Genomic DNA, 16,201 nt, shown 5'->3' with positions numbered 1-16,201 from the left:
CCCAATTAAATAAAAAAGTCTAATTTAGCAGTATGTTAAAAAAGTTTTTCACAGCAGTAGGGGAATACATGATCCTCTTGGGAAAATCCCTGCAGAAGCCTCAGAAAATGAGGGTTTTCTGGAAGCTGTTCATGAGAGAAATTAATGATTTGGGAGTAAATTCTTTCGGACTTGTCATCTTCACATCCATATTCGTTGGAGCGGTAGTGGCTATTCAGATGTTCAACAACTTTGATGCTTCTTCCTTTCCTATTCCGCCTTCATTTGTAGGATATGCTACGAAAGCGGTTTTGGTTTTGGAATTTGCGCCTACCATTATCAGTCTTATTCTGGCAGGTAAGGTAGGTTCCTATATTGCGTCAAGTATCGGAACAATGAGAGTTTCCGAACAGATTGATGCATTGGATATCATGGGAGTAAACTCACCCAATTTTCTGATATTTCCTAAAATTATTGCCTGTATGCTGTTTAATCCCCTTCTTATTGCTATCAGTATCGTATTTGGTATTGGTGGTGGATATATTGCCGGGATTTTAACCGGAAACTGGACAGAAAATGATTATATCGTTGGTATTCAAATGTATATGCCGAATTTATTTATTTACTATGCATTTACCAAAACTATAGTTTTCGCTTTTATCATTGCAACGGTTCCTTCTTATTTCGGATACAATGTAAAAGGAGGATCACTGGAAGTAGGTAGAGCGAGTACGCAGGCGGTGGTATGGACAATGGTATTCATTATCATTTCTGAATTAATTTTAACCCAATTAATATTAAGCTGATGATTGAGGTAAAAGATCTTAAGAAAAGTTTTGATGATGTTGAAGTATTGAAGGGAATTTCAACTTCATTTGATAAAGGAAAAGTAAACTTAATCATTGGGCAGAGTGGTTCCGGTAAAACCGTTTTTTTAAAAAGTTTATTGAATGTTTATATGCCATCTTCCGGAGAAATTTTATTCGATGGCAGAAATGTCAATACCATGAACAGGGAAGAAAAACAACATCTCCGTTCAGAAATCGGAACCGTTTTCCAGGGAAGTGCATTATTTGACTCCTTAACTGTTGAAGAGAATATTATGTTTCCTCTTGATATGTTTACCAATCTTACCTACAGAGAAAAAAAGAAAAGGGTTTTTGAAGTTATAGGAAGAGTGCATCTTGATAAGGCAGATAAAAAATACCCTTCAGAGATCTCAGGAGGAATGCAGAAAAGAGTTGCTATTGCCCGGGCGATTGTCAACAATCCCAAATACCTGTTCTGTGATGAGCCCAATTCCGGACTGGATCCGTATACTTCAAAGATCATTGATGATCTTCTTTACGAGATCACCAAAGAATATAATACCACAACCATCATCAATACTCACGACATGAACTCTGTAATGACGATTGGCGAGAAAATTGTATACCTAAGACTGGGAATCAAAGAATGGGAAGGGAATAAAGATATCCTGATTACAGCAGGCAATAAAAATCTGATTGATTTCGTTTATTCTTCAGAACTGTTTAAAGAGCTGAGAGAATATTTACTTGAGAATAATAAAACGATTGAAACTACAAATACAAAAATAGACGATAATGAAAAAGGTACTTAGTATAGCGTTAATAGGATTTTCAATGTGGGCTTCTGCACAGATTTCACTGGCAGGTAAGGCTAACTTAATTTTTCCTACCGGCTCTCCTTCCTGGTCTAATATTAAAGGAACAGTGAATGATGCCATTGACGGAACGGGTAAAAACAATGTAGGTTTCAATGTAGGACTTTCATTAAAAGTGGGCCTTCCTACTTCATTGTTTGTGATGCCGGAAATCTATTATACTCACTTTAAAAATGAGTTTACTACAGAGAACACTACTTTTGATGTTAAAAGCAACCGTATTGATGTTCCGGTTCTGTTAGGATACAACCTATTGGGGAATATGTTAGGTGTTTTTGTAGGACCTGTTGGAAGTTTTAATTTAAATAAAGACAATACTTACAACGATTTCAAAGAAAATGCTAAAAATGATTTTACCGTTGGCTATCAGTTTGGAGCACAGCTTGAAATCAAAAAGCTTATTGTAAATGCAAGATATGAAGGAGCTTTCAGTAAGGATGAAAGAAACTTTATCAACAGAGTTTCCGGTTCGGAAATCAGATATGATAACAGACCTAACCTTTTTATGGTAGGTTTAGGATATAAATTCTAATTTAATATCGAAAATAACAACTTTAAACCCTCAAATTAAATTTGAGGGTTTTTATTTTGTTCTTCAAGTTCAGCCTGACGTTTTGCAATATCTGCAGCCTGTTTTTCAAGCTCTTCTTTGTCTTTCTGCAGCTGTTTGAATTCCTTTTTCTTCTGTTCTGCTTTTATAGCGCTTCCTTTACTTACATACCCTACCATTCCTCCAATGATAAGCCCTATTCCTACTCCTGCCATTACTCCCATAATATGAGAGATTTTTATTTGTTCTACGGCAAAATCAGTAGTTAAATAGAAAAGTAATGCAGAAACAGCCAAAAGTATAAGTCCGGTAATTGATAAACTCTTCATAATATTGTGTTTAGGTGGTTACATAAAAAAGCCTTATCAAATTTACTAAAAATTTAATAAGGCCTTATTCAAGATTAAAATTCTAATTATAATTTTCCTCCCGCAGCCTTATAATATTCTAAAGCTTTCGGAAGATCTTTGTTAATATCTGAAATTCTTGTTTCCGGATTCGGGTGGGTGGATAAGAATTCCGGTTGTCTTGCTCCTGTAGAAGCCGCTTCCATTCTGTTCCAGAAAGGGATTGCCGCTCTCGGATCATATCCTGCCATAGACATCAGGTAAAGCCCCATTTCATCTGCTTCAGATTCCTGACCTCTTCCGTATTTCAATAAAGCTACCTGTGAACCAATAGGATAAACCTTCTGGAAAACACTCGCCCATTGTGAATTTGAGATTGTTCCTCCCAGGATAGCACCTCCGTACTGGGCTACCATTGCCTGAGAAATTCTTTCGTTACCGTGGCCTGCCAGCGCATGGGAAACCTCATGTCCCAGTACTACTGCAAGTCCGTTATCGTCTTTTGTAACCGGTAATATTCCGGTATAAACGGCTACTTTACCACCAGGCATACACCAGGCATTCAGTTCATTGCTTTGCAGAAGATTAAATTCCCAGCTATAGCTCGCAAGATCTGCTGATCTTCCAATACTCTGATAATACCTTTCTGCTGCACTTTTAATTCTGTTTCCTACATTTACCACTCTCTTTGCATCTGCCGTACCGGTAATTACTTTACCTTTAGACAATGTCGTCTTGTATTCCTGCGAAGACATTGTTAAAATTTCCGAGTTGTTGGCCAGCTGTAAAGACGATCTTCCGGTAATCGGGTTTGTAGTACAGGCAACAGCCGACAGAGCAATAGCTCCCATTCCTAATAGATGTGTAACTTTCATAGTTTGAGTGTTAATAATTCAACCTTAACAATTTTTATTCCAAAATATTTCAGAAAGAATATATTTGCATACATTTTGCTGTTTAAATTTAATAATTATCTCATTATGAAAAAGTATATTTCTTTACTAATGATTTTTGGATTCCTGTTCTTTTTTCAGAGCTGTGCATCACAGGGCTCATTAGACTCGAAAACAGTGGACACATTAATTGATTCCCAGGAATTTACATTCCACGCAGAAAGAGCCAATCCTACAAATTATGATGTTATCAATGTCATGAACTCAATGCCAAATGCTACTGCAACGAGAATGCTTAATTTGAATGGCGATTATACTATTGATGTGAGTAAAAACACGCTGGACGTAGTGTTGCCATATTTCGGAAGATTATTCAATCCAACTTATGGAAATACAAGTGATAACAGCTACAGATTTACTTCAAAAGATTTTACAGTAACTAAAACTCAGAATAAAAAGGGAAAATGGACTTTAAAGTTTAAGCCAAAAGATGTAAGAACCGTTGAAGAAATGAATATTGAGATCTTTAAAAACGGTAAAGCTTTCGTCTCAATGAGAAGTAATGACAGACAGCCAATCAGTTATGACGGATATGTTTCAAAAACTGAAGTGAAACAGGAAAAAGAGAAACCTTAATCCCTGTTTTCATTCGATAAAAATTTTTCAACAAATAATTTTGCTTCAGTACTTGGATTGGAAACCATCGCTGAAGCATTTTTTTTGTGCATATGATAGGCTTCTTCTACAGCATTGCTCTTTTTCATCAGGGATAAAATATATTCCTGAACCCAATATTCAAATCGCTTCTCTGCCTGCTGAACACGGATTTCTTCAAAACGACCGCTCTTCTTTTTCAGATCAATAAACTCGAAAATTTTATCATAAACGTCCTGTAACCCTTCGTTATGTAGAGCTGATCCTAATAAAACAGGAATTTTCCAGCCTTTTTCTTTAGGTGGAATAAAATCCAGAGCTCTTTTCAGTTCCAGTCTTGTATTTTTTGCTTTCTGAAGATTGTCCTGATCTACTTTATTGATGAAAATAAGGTCTACCATTTCCATGATTCCGCGCTTTATTCCCTGAAGTTCGTCTCCGCCTCCAATGATTTTAAGGAATAAGAAAACATCGGTAATATCAGCAACAAGCACTTCTGACTGCCCTACTCCAACTGTTTCGATCAAAATATAATCGTACCCTGCTGCTTCACAGATCATCATGGTTTCAAAAGTAGTATTGGCTACTCCGCCCAGAAAACCTGAACTTGGGGAAGGACGAATGAAAGCATTTTCTTCTTTGGCTAGTTCTTCCATTCTGGTTTTATCTCCCAGAATGCTTCCTTTATTAATTGCTGAACTTGGGTCGATAGCCAGAACAGCTACTTTTTTACCCTGTGCAATCGCCAATCGTCCAAAGTTTTCTATAAAGGTAGATTTTCCGGCTCCCGGAACTCCTGTCACTCCTACTCTCACAGAATTTCCGGTAAGAGGCATAATCTTCTTCAGAAGGTCTTCTGCCTGTACCCTGTGTTCTGCTTTTTTACTTTCAACCAATGTAATAGCTTTTGCAATCAGGCGTTTGTTTCCTGACTGTATTCCGTCTATTAGCTCTTCTGTAGAAAATTTCATTGATTCAAAATTAATAATTAAAATGGGAATGGTCAATAGCCGGCTTACAATGATGAGACAAAAGGCTTAAATTATCTTCATTCGGGATTACCGATTTCACGTGAATTTAATTTTTATTTCTTCTAAATTAAAACTAGAAAGCCCTGTATCAACGGCTTAAGGAATTTATTACATTTGTTATATATCAAAAAGAAGAAACATGAAAAAACTCATCGCTGCGGCTTCGTTTACTGGTATTTTGCTGGTTTCCTGTACGCCGAAAGCTGCTACATCCACTGCTACTGCAGGTACTTCAACATCTACTGCGGAACAGATCGCTCAGGGGAAAACTATTTTTGAAAACTCTTGTGGAAGATGTCATAAATTACCTGATCCTGCTTCACATAACCCTGTGCAATGGGTAGGAATCATGAATTCTATGGCTCCAAAGGCAAAATTAACGGATGAACAGCACCAATGGGTTTATGATTATATTGTTTCTGTAAAGAAGTAATCATCAAACAAAAATAGGATATGAAAAAATTCATCTTAACTGGTATCGCAGCATCAGCATTTCTGGTATCCTGCGGACCAAAAAGTGTGGCTGTAACAGGGCCAAAGTATACCTCATCTGAGCAGCTGGCACAAGGAAAAACCATTTTTGAAAATTCCTGTGCAAAATGCCATAAGCTGCCAGAACCAACGAAACATGACGACAAGGGATGGATCAACACGTTAAGCAGAATGGCTCCAAAGGCTAAACTGAGTGATGACCAACATCAAATGGTGTATGATTATCTGATCTCTGTTAACAAAAAATAAGACTGCCTCAAAATTGTCATTCTGAACGAAATGGAATGGAGTGAAGAATCTCACGCTTATGATTATCAATGAGATTCTTCCTTCGTCAGAATGACAGAAGTCAAATGATTTGACTCTTGAGACAGTCATACTATTTTTATTATAAGTTAAAAAACAGATTATTCCGTCTTTTTTATAGTTCTGTTTCTGGTTACTTTTCCTTTGACAAGTTTCTCTCTATCTTCAAGTATTTCGAGAGCTGCACGGTTGTAAGCAAATTTTTTGGCTTCTTTAAGTGTTCCTAAGGCCTGTTTATACTCAAAGTTTCTTTCATGAAGAAGGGAGAGACAGTTCAGAATTTCTGATTTGTCAATTCCTTTCAATTTCAGAGCGAATTCAATTAATTTTTCGGCTTCCTTATAATCTTCATTATTCAAAAGACATTCAATGTAATATTTGGGCGTATTGATATTTCCTATGTTACTCTGCATGGCTTCATCAAAGTATTTCTTTGCGGTTTCATAATCTTTCAGTTCTTCGGAATATACTCTTCCCATCAGGCAAAGACTGTCTGCGTCTTCTGGCTCGTAGGATAACGCATAGTTCAGTGCATCCATGCATTCAGAAAGGTTGAATGGAAAGTAGTCTAGTGCTTCAAAATAATATTTACTTTTAGTTAAGGTCATTGTTGTAGTTTTTAAGTTCATTTTTCAAGGCATTCCTTTGTTTTTTGAATGTCTTGTCTTCGTAATTCTTTTTAAAATCTGTTCCTGAAAATGTCCGGACAGGATTCCCGCGTTCTACCTGCATCTGAAGAGACCAGGTTTCTTTCAGTTTTCTTTCCAGCTGTTGGATATAAGCTGCCATTACTTTTTCTTTTAATCTGATAACAGAAAGTTTTTTATTCTCCAGCTGGGAACGTGAGTCCTGTACAAACACTGTTTCTTTGGTCAGAATATGAGTAGCACGAACAGCTGTATTCACTTTGTTTACATTCTGTCCCCCACTTCCCTGACTTCTCGCTGTTTGAAATCTGATATCTTTTTCATTGAAATCAACCATTTTTACATTTTCTAATTCAAAAATTCCAATAAACCAATTACTTCTTTTATGGAGTTTTCTGAATGTGCTTTTTCCTATCCAGCAAATAGTTCCCAACCAGTTTTTAAGGAACAGGTTTATGTCTTTTCCTTTTAAAAGCAGGGTTACTGATTTTAATGTCAGGTTTTCATCACCGTTTTCACGATGAATGATTTCGTACTCTATTGTATTTTGTTTGGCCTCTTCAAGAAAGGTCTTCAGAACCTTTGCGGCTACCCACTGACATTCTAAAGGTCCTCTTCCTGAAGTAATCTGTATTAATTTTTCCATTTTTTTTTGCATTTTACTAAACCTTATAGGTTTTTGAAGCCTATAAGGTTGTAAAGTATTAGATTAATTACCTGTCCATTCTCACAATTCTCGGTTGGAATGTTCCCAGAATATCTACCAGTTCACTCTGTGCATTCATTACTTCATTGATGTCTTTATAGGCCATTGGTGCTTCTTCTGCATTTCCGCCCATCAGTGTGACATTTTTAAGTTTTAATTCTTTTTTGATATCATGCTGAGTGAAAAGGGTTCTGCATTCTCCTCTGGAGTGCGCTCTTCCTGCGCCATGAGATGCTGAATTCAGGGAATCCGGGTTTCCTTTTCCACGAACGATAAATCCTTTCGCTGTCATGGATCCGGGAATCATTCCCAGTTCATTCTCATTGGCAGGTGTTGCTCCTTTTCGGTGAACAATCACTTCTTTTCCGTTATGGATTTCTTTCCATGCAAAATTGTGGTGGTTCTCAATTCTGGCTTTTACTCTTCCGCCGACCGCTTTAACGAGCCTTCTGTGAATATCATCATGACAGGCTGAAGCATAATCTCCGGCGAGATTCATTGCCGTCCAGTATTCCAATCCCAGGTGTGTGCTAAGATCCAGCCAGGCAAAGTTTTGGGCTTCTTTTGGTAACGGACACTGTTCTGCCGCAACTCTTGAGTAATATTGGGCAATTTCTGCTCCAAGGCCTCTTGAGCCACTGTGAGAAAGTATTCCCAGATATTTTCCTTTCGGCAGGCCAATCTGCTCATCTTCTTCGGTGATTTCTACTTCTCCGAATTCGACAAAGTGATTTCCTCCGCCTGAGGAACCCATCTGTTTAATGGCTTTTCCCTTTAATCTTCTTAAGATCGGGATCATATCGAATGTATCTCTTTCAAAAATCTCATGGTCTATGTGAGACTTGTGCGTTTCATACATCCCAAATTTTGTATGTTCGGCAAGAGCTTTTTCATATTTATCTCTTGCTCCTTCAAGATATGAAATGGGAGTATCCAAAATACTGAGGCTCATTCGGCAGCCAATATCCATTCCTACTCCGTAAGGGATTACTGCATTTTCCACCGCAAGAACTCCACCAATTGGAAGTCCGTAGCCGCTGTGGGCATCGGGCATTAATGCTCCCTGAGTAGAAATAGGCAGTTTCAAAGCTGTGTACAATTGATTTTTTGCCTCTTCTGAGATATTGTTACCAAAAATCTGAAATGTAGCACGTTGTGAATTCAACATTCTTTTTTCTGTTTTTTTGGATGAAAGCAGGGTTTCTGCAATTTGTCCGAAAGTGAGATCTTTTTCAAATTCTTCCGGATTCAGCAGAATTTCCTTTAAAAGAGCCTTTACGTGGTGAATATTCTTCGTTGCAAAATTTCTTTTCATGACTTCCAATGCTACGTTTACGCTTTGGTTATTTGGATAGCCCAGTTTTAATATATCTTTTCCTTTTAGTTTTAAATTTCCCATTGTTTTTGTTTTAAATAACAGTTGGACTTATACGTCCTGTAAGCTTTCTGCAATCTCTGTTGCAGACATTGTGCAGGTAACATATTTCCTGCTTTTGATAAGTGGAATATCTTCTCTTTTTCTTCTCCATGAATATGATCTGCCATAAATTGTTTTGTGGATAATTCCTACAATTTTATGCTGTCCTAAATAATCTCCCAGTTCTGCACACTCTTTTTCCAGTTCAAAATCTACAGGTTTATAATGGGTAATCATATTGGGTCTTGTACGTAGGGCAAATCTCCAGGGTTCAATAAATTCGTAGTAAGGAACATAAGACTTCCGGGCCGGGCAATATTCTTCCTGTTTCAAAAAATACTGTCTCTCTCTTGTTGTAAGCCCCAGCTTCGGATCATTCCAGGAATATGAAGAAATATGTTTGAGTTCCTGTACTCTTTCTACATATATTCTCCGCCCGAATTTTCTTTTCTTTTTTAAAAACTGGCGGCTTTCGGAATACATGTAAGTATTAATTTTCTTCAATATTCCTTCAAAGAAATCTCCGTCTTTGGATCTCATTACATCTTCTCTTACCACAAAGAATCTTACAAATCCTCTTTGATAAGGCTTATCCAAAGGAATCCATGGGATATTTCGTCTGATATCCCAAAGCTCATCACTACGTTGATATTTTTTTCTTATCTGTTTTTCTACATCTTTTCTAATTGTTCTTTTTCTGCTTCTCACGCTTCTCAGCCGGGAAAACAGAAGGTTATCATTTTCCATTGTTCACAGAAGTATGATGTGAGATTATAAAGTTTTTTATCTCACACAACTTTTAATCAACTAAAATATTAGTTGAATGGATTAATAATAGACGCCTACAGTGTGAGGATATAATTCACCTGTTTCGTCTGGAATGACACTAAAAAAGATTTCGGGTAAACCTGGGAGTTTGAAATATTGCGCAATAAAAAACCCGAAATCTCTACGACTTCGGGTTTTGATATTTTATTGTACTGTTATTCTAAGAATGTACCAAACCGCGAAGCCTTACCACCATAAGGGGCAATCCAACTGTAGAATTCTGTTTAGTTCTGAACATTGCTTCGTCGTTTTTTTATTGGTTAAACTTGATTTTCAGGTGCAAATATATAAATTTTTTTGAGAATCAAAATTATTTTTTTCACTTAAGGTGAATAATACTGAGAAAAACAGCATCAATAACTTTTGTCATTCTCTTGGTATCGAGGGTTTCCAGAGTGTCTGTGGGTTTGTGATAATTTTTATTTCTGAAAAAAGATGAATCCGTAATCATGAGTGCCGGAAAATCAAAATTCCAATAGTTGAGATGGTCGGAAAAGTCTATTCCAGCCATAAATTTAGGTGCTGAAAAGGTTTCTGTTTTGATCTGCTCAGAGCCTTTAAAGTTGTTGATAAAGTTTTTTACAAACGGACCTGCCCCATTGAACTTTTTAGCCAAAGTAATAAAGTCTCCTTTATCACCGTAAAACCATGAAAGAATCCCTAAAGGAAAGCTCTGCGATCCCTTTTCATCTCTGAAATATCCAATCATTTCCACGCTGGCCATTCCATATACATCGATATTATTGTCTTTTAAGTATTTTGCATGGACATAACTTCCCATATTTTCAGTCCTGAAATAAGGAGGTTCTTCTAAGGTGTAAGCTACAAGATCTACTCTGTACTTCAACTTTTGTCCTTTAAGCATTCTTGCCAGTTCCAAAAGGGCTGTAACTCCGGTTGCATTGTCGTCTGCACCCTGCTGATCTCCGCAAACGTCGTAATGGGCCCCTATGATGATTCGCTTTTTGTTTTCTGTTCCAAAGGAAGTAATTACATTCTTATATATTTTTCCATCTACTTTATATTCCTGATAAGCAGTACTGTCACCATAAGTATTGAAAGTCTGATGGATATAGTCTGCAACTGCATTCAGCTGCTCTATATTTTTATGATTTCTAAATTGTGGGGTTTGGGTAAGTACTGTTAAATGCTTTTTAACCAAAGATGTATCTGCAACGACCTTCGAGCTTTGCATGGATATATCTTTCTTCCCTGAAGCTAACAGGAAAACACCAGCGATAATAAATAAGCCTACGAGAAGAAACAGTTTTTTCCTCGTAGGCTTTATTATATTTTTCAGATTCATAGGCTGCGTTTTAATTTCAAATTGAAATTAAAGCTTTTCTGTTTATTTTTCTAAAAATCTCTCTAAAATTTCTACTGCACATTTTGGAAGGTTGGTCCCAGGTCCGAAAATAAAGTCTGCACCGTTGGCATAAAGGAATTCATAATCCTGTTGAGGAATTACTCCTCCTACCACAATGGTGATATCATCTGCCCCCAGTTTGGATAGTTCTTCCACGACCTGAGGAACTAATGTTTTGTGCCCTGCAGCCAGTGAAGAAACTCCTAAAATGTGAATATCATTCTCCACAGCTTGCTTAGCCACTTCTTCCGGTGTCTGGAACAATGGAGCAACATCGACATCAAATCCCATATCAGCAAATGCTGTGGCTACTACTTTTGCTCCTCTGTCGTGCCCATCCTGTCCCATTTTGGCTACCATTAGTCTTGGGCGGCGTCCTTCTTCTTCTTCAAATTTCTGAGTCAGATTCAGGGCTTTTTCAAAGTATTCGTTTTTACCGGCATTCATTGCGTATACACCAGAGATTGTTTTAATATTTGCTTTATATCTTCCAAAGGTTTCTTCCATGGCATCACTCATTTCGCCAAGGGTAACTCTTCTTCTTGCAGCTTCAATACATAATGCAAGTAGATTTCCTTTTCCTGTTTTCGCACTTTCACGGATATCATTCAGAATTTGTTCAACAGCATCAGCATTTCTGTCTGTTTTGATTGTGTTTAATCTTTCAATCTGCTTTCTGCGAACTTCTGTATTATCAATATCTAAGATTTCTATCTGATCCTGTTTTAATGAAGATTTAAATGAATTAACACCAATGATGAATTCTTCTCCACTGTCAATCTTAGCTTGTTTTTTAGCAGCAGCTTCTTCAATTCTCATTTTTGGAATTCCGGCTTCGATGGCTTTCGTCATTCCTCCTTCCTGCTCTACCTCATCGATGTATCTCATCGCTTCTTCGATCATTTGCTGAGTAAGGCTTTCTACCAGATTACTTCCTCCCATCGGATCTACCACATCACATATTCCGCTTTCCTGCTGAAGAATGATCTGTGTATTTCTTGCAATTTTTGCTGAATAGTCTGTAGGAAGAGCAATGGCTTCATCCAGTGCATTGGTGTGAAGAGATTGTGTTCCTCCTAAAGCTGAAGACAAAGCTTCAATGGCTGTTCTTGTAATATTATTGAAAGGTTCCTGCTCTGTCAGAGACCATCCGGACGTCTGAGAGTGGGTTCTTAATGCAAGAGATTTTGGATTCTGAGGATTAAACTGCTTTAAAAGGGTTGCCCAGATGTATCTTGCAGCACGCATTTTAGCAATTTCCATGAAGTGATTCATTCCGATTGCCCAGAAGAATGATAGTCTTGGAGCAAAATCGTCTACATTCATTCCTGCTTTTATTCCTGTTCTTACGTATTCAAGCCCATCGGCCAAGGTATATGCCATTTCAAGTACCGGTGTGGCACCTGCTTCCTGCATATGGTATCCTGAAATAGAAATTGAGTTAAATTTTGGAATGTTTTGCGAAGTATATTCAAAAATATCTGCGATAATCTTCATGGAAGGTGCAGGCGGATAAATATAAGTATTTCTTACCATGAACTCCTTGAGAATATCATTTTGAATAGTTCCTGAAAGCAGTTCCTGTTTTACTCCCTGCTCTTCTGCTGCTACGATATAGAAAGACAAAATAGGAAGCACCGCGCCATTCATGGTCATGGATACTGAAATCTGATCTAATGGGATTTCATTGAAAAGGATTTTCATGTCTTCCACAGAGTCGATGGCAACTCCTGCTTTTCCTACGTCTCCTACTACTCTTGAGTGATCAGAGTCATATCCTCTGTGCGTTGCCAAGTCAAATGCCACTGAAAGTCCTTTCTGACCTGCGGCAAGATTTCTTCTGTAAAAAGCGTTAGATTCCTCTGCAGTGGAAAATCCGGCATATTGACGAACCGTCCAAGGTTTCTGTACATACATCGTAGAATACGGTCCTCTCAGATAAGGAGCAATTCCTGGAGAAGTCTGCGTTAATGATTCATCTTTTACATTTTTTTTCTCATAGGATGATTTGAGTTCAAGGCCGTCTTTTTCAAAATTATAAATCTCTCTTTCCTGAGGTAATACATTAAAATCCGGGGTTTTCACAGAAATTGTCTTTCGCATTCCAATTATTTTTGTCCCTGTAAAGTTAATTTTTTTGAACGAAACATGAAACTTCTGTTAACCTTCTGTTTTACTTCAATTTAGCAAAAGAAAAAGGCCGGACAAATGCCCGGCCTTTCTTATTGGTATATCGTCTGCTTATTTTTTGATAAGCTTCGTATTGTAAGTATTTTTGTCATCTTTTATCGTGATCACATACATACCTTTGATTAATGAAGCAACATTAATTCTTTGTCCATCAATCTGACCTTCCTGAGCTAATCTTCCGTCAGCAGTATAGATTTTGTAATCTGCCTTACCTTTAAGATTTTTCACTTCTACGAAAGTATCTGCAGGGTTCGGATAAATTGAAATTTCAGTTGATTTAACGTCTTTTGTTTCATTTACCGCAAGAGTTTCTGTAATTTTTACAGAGAAATCTTTGAACGAACCTTGTGAAATAACACCACCTCCCTGTACCGGAACTGATGGGCTGCCACATGGTCCTGTAGCTGCATTAAAGAAAGTATTTGCGACTCTCATTCTTAGGAGTTTATCCCCTGCATATGCAGTAGCTGGTACAGTGAATACCATAGTTCCTGTATATTGTCCATTGGCTGGAGGAACAGTTGTTTTAGTACCTATTTTCTCTGAAGCTTCAAAAACTCCGTTTCTGTTAAAGTCAATCCAAACTTCCATTTTGTCGTTATAACCTGCTGTGTTACCAACATTGAAATAAGACAATGTATATTGTGTTCCTTTGGTTAAATTAACTTGTTTAGTTACATCTTCAGTAAAATCCTGATAAGTACTGAAAATAGTTTTATAGGTTAATTGAGAATATGCTAAGTTCGCTAAGTTTAATTGAGCTAAACCACTGTTAAAGCTAAAGCTTGCAAAGCTATTTCCACCTGTTGTCATTAAACAATAGTCTGAACCAGTTCTTAAGCCTTTTGTTTTGAATGCATAAGTAGAAGAGAATGTTCCAGGAACTGTATTCACTACTGCAGCCACCTGAACTTCATAGTTAGTCTCATCTTCAAGGGAGCTTAACGATACAAAATTAGTAGCGCTTGTAGTATTTGTCCAGTTAGTCTCTCCCAGTTTTCTATATTTAATAGCATATGTAGCACCTGGTACACTATTCCATCCGATAGTAGCAGATGTTTTCAAAATCCCTGAAGCTATTGAACCTACTCCTGTTGGAGCGTCTGTAGTTGAAGTAGGAGCAGCTCCAACTATAATCTTAGGAGATACAGCGTAGAATACATTTCCAATGGCAGAAATTCTCAATTTAACAGGACCTGTTAAACCTGAAGGCATTTGAGCTGTATAACTTCCTGTGTTAGGAGTAGAAGCTACAAGTTCTGTCCATGTTGATCCGTTAACAAGATCTGTTGTATATTCAATTTTTACATTAGCCGCATTATAAGGCGCAGCATTGGTATTAGCTACATCCCATGAAATTGTATTGGCTGCATTGTTATATAACGTAGTATTATCAATAAGACCACTAAATTTGAAAGGCCCGTCATTGGTAACAGTTACTGTAGTTTCAGCAGATACCAACATTGGTTTGGCAGCATTCTCATCTCTAACAGTTACTGCATATTTAAGTACTCTTGGAATATAAGAAACAGTTTCCCATTTCGTTTTATCAGTTAAAGCTCCTCCCATTACTACAGGAAGACTTGGAAAGTATCTTCTTCCACTTGCTGTACCAAAATAAGATCTTGTTAAAGCACCTTGAGCACTATACCCCCAACCGCTGTCTCCTGAGATTGAGTTGTAAGAATCAACACTATCATACTGTTCCCATGTATATTTAATAGGATCAGCATCTGTAGCTGAAGCATCAAGATAATATGCTGTTCCTTTTGGAATACTGTAAGCAGGAAGAGCTGAAATTACCGGAGCAGTATTTGTTGTAATATTTTCTGATGTTCCACAGCCAGGCTTGCTGTCTAAGCTGTTAAGAATCTGATTAACGGAAGAATAATGGAAATAAGCATCAGTAAAATCCTGAACATTATCTCCTGTAATTCCGGCATATCCCATAATAGTAGTTCCTCCTCCAGGCTCGATATTTACTCCTGAACCTTCTGAAACATGTGAGAATGTATGGTTACCTCCCAGCTGATGTCCCATTTCATGAGCAACATAGTCAATATCAAAAGAATCCCCTACCGGGTTTGTATTCTGTGTAAATGCAGATCCTTTTGCCAATGAAGTAGATGTTGCAGGATCAACACATGTAGATCCGATAGATCCAGCGTTTCCGTTACCTCCGGAAGCATTGAAAACATGCCCCATATCGTAATTAGCATTTCCTACCGCGCTTGTTAAAGTTTGCTGAAGCTGTAGGTTTAAATTTCCTGTATAAGGATCGGTTGCAGGGTCAGTATAGATAATATTCTGAAGATCCTGAATAATAAGCTTGATGGCAAAATCTTTCTGGAAAATACCGTTTACACGGGTCATCGTAGCATTCATCTGAGTAACCGTATTGGTTATTCCTCCAGACGGATCAAATTTCTTTGTATACTCTCCTGTTGTTGAAAGTGCTAATCTATACGTTCTGTATTTTGTACTTGCCGGTCTGTTTGTAATTCCTACATTAGAAAGATTCTTTTTCCCGAAAGCTTCTAAAGACTTGATATCTTTTAAGCTTTTTTCTTCTGTAGAACATTCAAAGCCGTGGTCAGCATCTGTTCTTTTCGTTTTGTAAAAAACTCCATACACCTGCTTATCTGTAGTAATAGGCTCTATAAACTGGAATTTTCCGTCTTTTATAATCATTGACTGCATTTCAGTAGGTGCAGTACTGAATCTTACATATTTGCCTGGATCATCAACTCCTACTCCTATATAAGATCCCAATTGGTATCTGTCAGCCATAGATTTTTCCATAACAGGATCACTATATACCGCAAACTTTTCAATCTTTCCTTCTGCAGTAGGAAGAGATACAATAACAGCCTGAGCTCCTTTCCCTGTTTCTACAGCATCTTTTAGAATGTTTCTAAGCGACTGCAAATCAAATCTGTAAGAATACTGAACTTCTACTTCTTTTCTGATTTGTGACGTCCTTTGTGAGGCCGGTTCCCACCTCTGTGCATTAAAGCTGGACAGCCCAGCAGCCAATGCACAAACCAGTAAAATTCTTTTTTTCATAATTACTTAATTAATTTAGAATTAATAAACTTTAAATATCCGGCA

The 16,201-nt window shown here is 37.4% G+C and carries 16 protein-coding genes; 6 read left to right on the top strand and 10 right to left on the bottom strand.

Features of this window, described 5'->3' with window-relative positions:
* The first annotated feature begins 32 nt into the window (after positions 1-32).
* From LC457_RS19560 to LC457_RS19550, 3 genes are read left to right on the top strand one after another with little or no spacing between them, the layout of a single operon-like run.
* Positions 33-785: an ABC transporter permease gene (locus LC457_RS19560; protein ID WP_047381748.1), complete on the top strand. Its 753-nt coding sequence runs from the start codon at positions 33-35 to the stop codon at positions 783-785.
* Positions 785-1,600, top strand: a complete 816-nt coding sequence (locus tag LC457_RS19555) for an ABC transporter ATP-binding protein (protein ID WP_223601349.1) — start codon at positions 785-787, stop codon at positions 1,598-1,600. The genes LC457_RS19560 and LC457_RS19555 overlap by 1 nt, the downstream gene beginning before the upstream one ends.
* Positions 1,584-2,195, top strand: coding sequence for an outer membrane beta-barrel protein (locus LC457_RS19550; protein ID WP_047377301.1), 612 nt, complete (start codon positions 1,584-1,586; stop codon positions 2,193-2,195). The genes LC457_RS19555 and LC457_RS19550 overlap by 17 nt, the downstream gene beginning before the upstream one ends.
* 35 nt (positions 2,196-2,230) lie before the next feature.
* Here the strand turns inward: LC457_RS19550 and LC457_RS19545 are convergent, their stop codons facing one another.
* The gene (locus LC457_RS19545) at positions 2,231-2,542 is read right to left on the bottom strand and encodes a hypothetical protein (protein ID WP_047424626.1); all 312 of its coding nucleotides are present in this window, start codon (positions 2,540-2,542) and stop codon (positions 2,231-2,233) included.
* Between the two features lie 86 nt (positions 2,543-2,628).
* Positions 2,629-3,435, bottom strand: coding sequence for a M48 family metallopeptidase (locus LC457_RS19540; RefSeq protein ID WP_223601348.1), 807 nt, complete (start codon positions 3,433-3,435; stop codon positions 2,629-2,631).
* 105 nt (positions 3,436-3,540) lie between these two features.
* Here LC457_RS19540 and LC457_RS19535 point away from each other — a divergent pair, with 105 nt between their 5' ends.
* Positions 3,541-4,089, top strand: coding sequence for a DUF4251 domain-containing protein (locus LC457_RS19535; RefSeq protein WP_223601347.1), 549 nt, complete (start codon positions 3,541-3,543; stop codon positions 4,087-4,089).
* On the opposite strand, the gene meaB is transcribed toward LC457_RS19535, so the two are convergent.
* Positions 4,086-5,078, bottom strand: a complete 993-nt coding sequence (meaB, locus tag LC457_RS19530) for a methylmalonyl Co-A mutase-associated GTPase MeaB (RefSeq protein ID WP_223601346.1) — start codon at positions 5,076-5,078, stop codon at positions 4,086-4,088. The two genes, LC457_RS19535 and meaB, sit on opposite strands and share 4 nt — an antisense overlap.
* Before the next feature lie 199 nt (positions 5,079-5,277).
* On the opposite strand from meaB, the gene LC457_RS19525 reads away from it, so the two are divergent.
* Both LC457_RS19525 and LC457_RS19520 read left to right on the top strand, forming a co-directional pair.
* On the top strand, positions 5,278-5,571 hold the full coding sequence (locus LC457_RS19525; protein ID WP_213277385.1) for a cytochrome c: 294 nt from the start codon (positions 5,278-5,280) through the stop codon (positions 5,569-5,571).
* Positions 5,572-5,591: 20 nt separating this feature from the next.
* On the top strand, positions 5,592-5,879 hold the full coding sequence (locus tag LC457_RS19520) for a c-type cytochrome (RefSeq protein WP_047424621.1): 288 nt from the start codon (positions 5,592-5,594) through the stop codon (positions 5,877-5,879).
* Between the two features lie 158 nt (positions 5,880-6,037).
* Here the strand turns inward: LC457_RS19520 and LC457_RS19515 are convergent, their stop codons facing one another.
* The 7 genes from LC457_RS19515 to LC457_RS19485 all read right to left on the bottom strand — a co-directional run bounded on the left by LC457_RS19515 (position 6,038) and on the right by LC457_RS19485 (position 16,156).
* Positions 6,038-6,544 (bottom strand): hypothetical protein, encoded by a 507-nt coding sequence (locus LC457_RS19515; protein WP_223601345.1) that lies wholly within the window; start codon positions 6,542-6,544, stop codon positions 6,038-6,040.
* The gene (gene prfH, locus LC457_RS19510; protein ID WP_223601344.1) at positions 6,531-7,229 is read right to left on the bottom strand and encodes a peptide chain release factor H; all 699 of its coding nucleotides are present in this window, start codon (positions 7,227-7,229) and stop codon (positions 6,531-6,533) included. The genes LC457_RS19515 and prfH overlap by 14 nt, the downstream gene beginning before the upstream one ends.
* Before the next feature lie 67 nt (positions 7,230-7,296).
* Positions 7,297-8,688: an RtcB family protein gene (locus LC457_RS19505; RefSeq protein WP_223601343.1), complete on the bottom strand. Its 1,392-nt coding sequence runs from the start codon at positions 8,686-8,688 to the stop codon at positions 7,297-7,299.
* 27 nt (positions 8,689-8,715) lie between these two features.
* Positions 8,716-9,453, bottom strand: a complete 738-nt coding sequence (locus LC457_RS19500; protein ID WP_223601342.1) for a hypothetical protein — start codon at positions 9,451-9,453, stop codon at positions 8,716-8,718.
* Positions 9,454-9,853: 400 nt separating this feature from the next.
* Positions 9,854-10,840, bottom strand: coding sequence for a M28 family peptidase (locus LC457_RS19495; protein WP_223601341.1), 987 nt, complete (start codon positions 10,838-10,840; stop codon positions 9,854-9,856).
* A 42-nt stretch (positions 10,841-10,882) separates the two neighbouring features.
* On the bottom strand, positions 10,883-13,003 hold the full coding sequence (scpA, locus tag LC457_RS19490) for a methylmalonyl-CoA mutase (RefSeq protein WP_223601340.1): 2,121 nt from the start codon (positions 13,001-13,003) through the stop codon (positions 10,883-10,885).
* Positions 13,004-13,141: 138 nt separating this feature from the next.
* Positions 13,142-16,156, bottom strand: a complete 3,015-nt coding sequence (locus LC457_RS19485; protein ID WP_223601339.1) for a reprolysin-like metallopeptidase — start codon at positions 16,154-16,156, stop codon at positions 13,142-13,144.
* Positions 16,157-16,201 lie beyond the last annotated feature (45 nt).

Source organism: Chryseobacterium sp. GVT01B (genome assembly GCF_019970045.1).
Taxonomy (GTDB): Bacteria; Bacteroidota; Bacteroidia; order Flavobacteriales; family Weeksellaceae; genus Chryseobacterium.
This window is presented reverse-complemented; position numbering and strand designations above follow the sequence as displayed.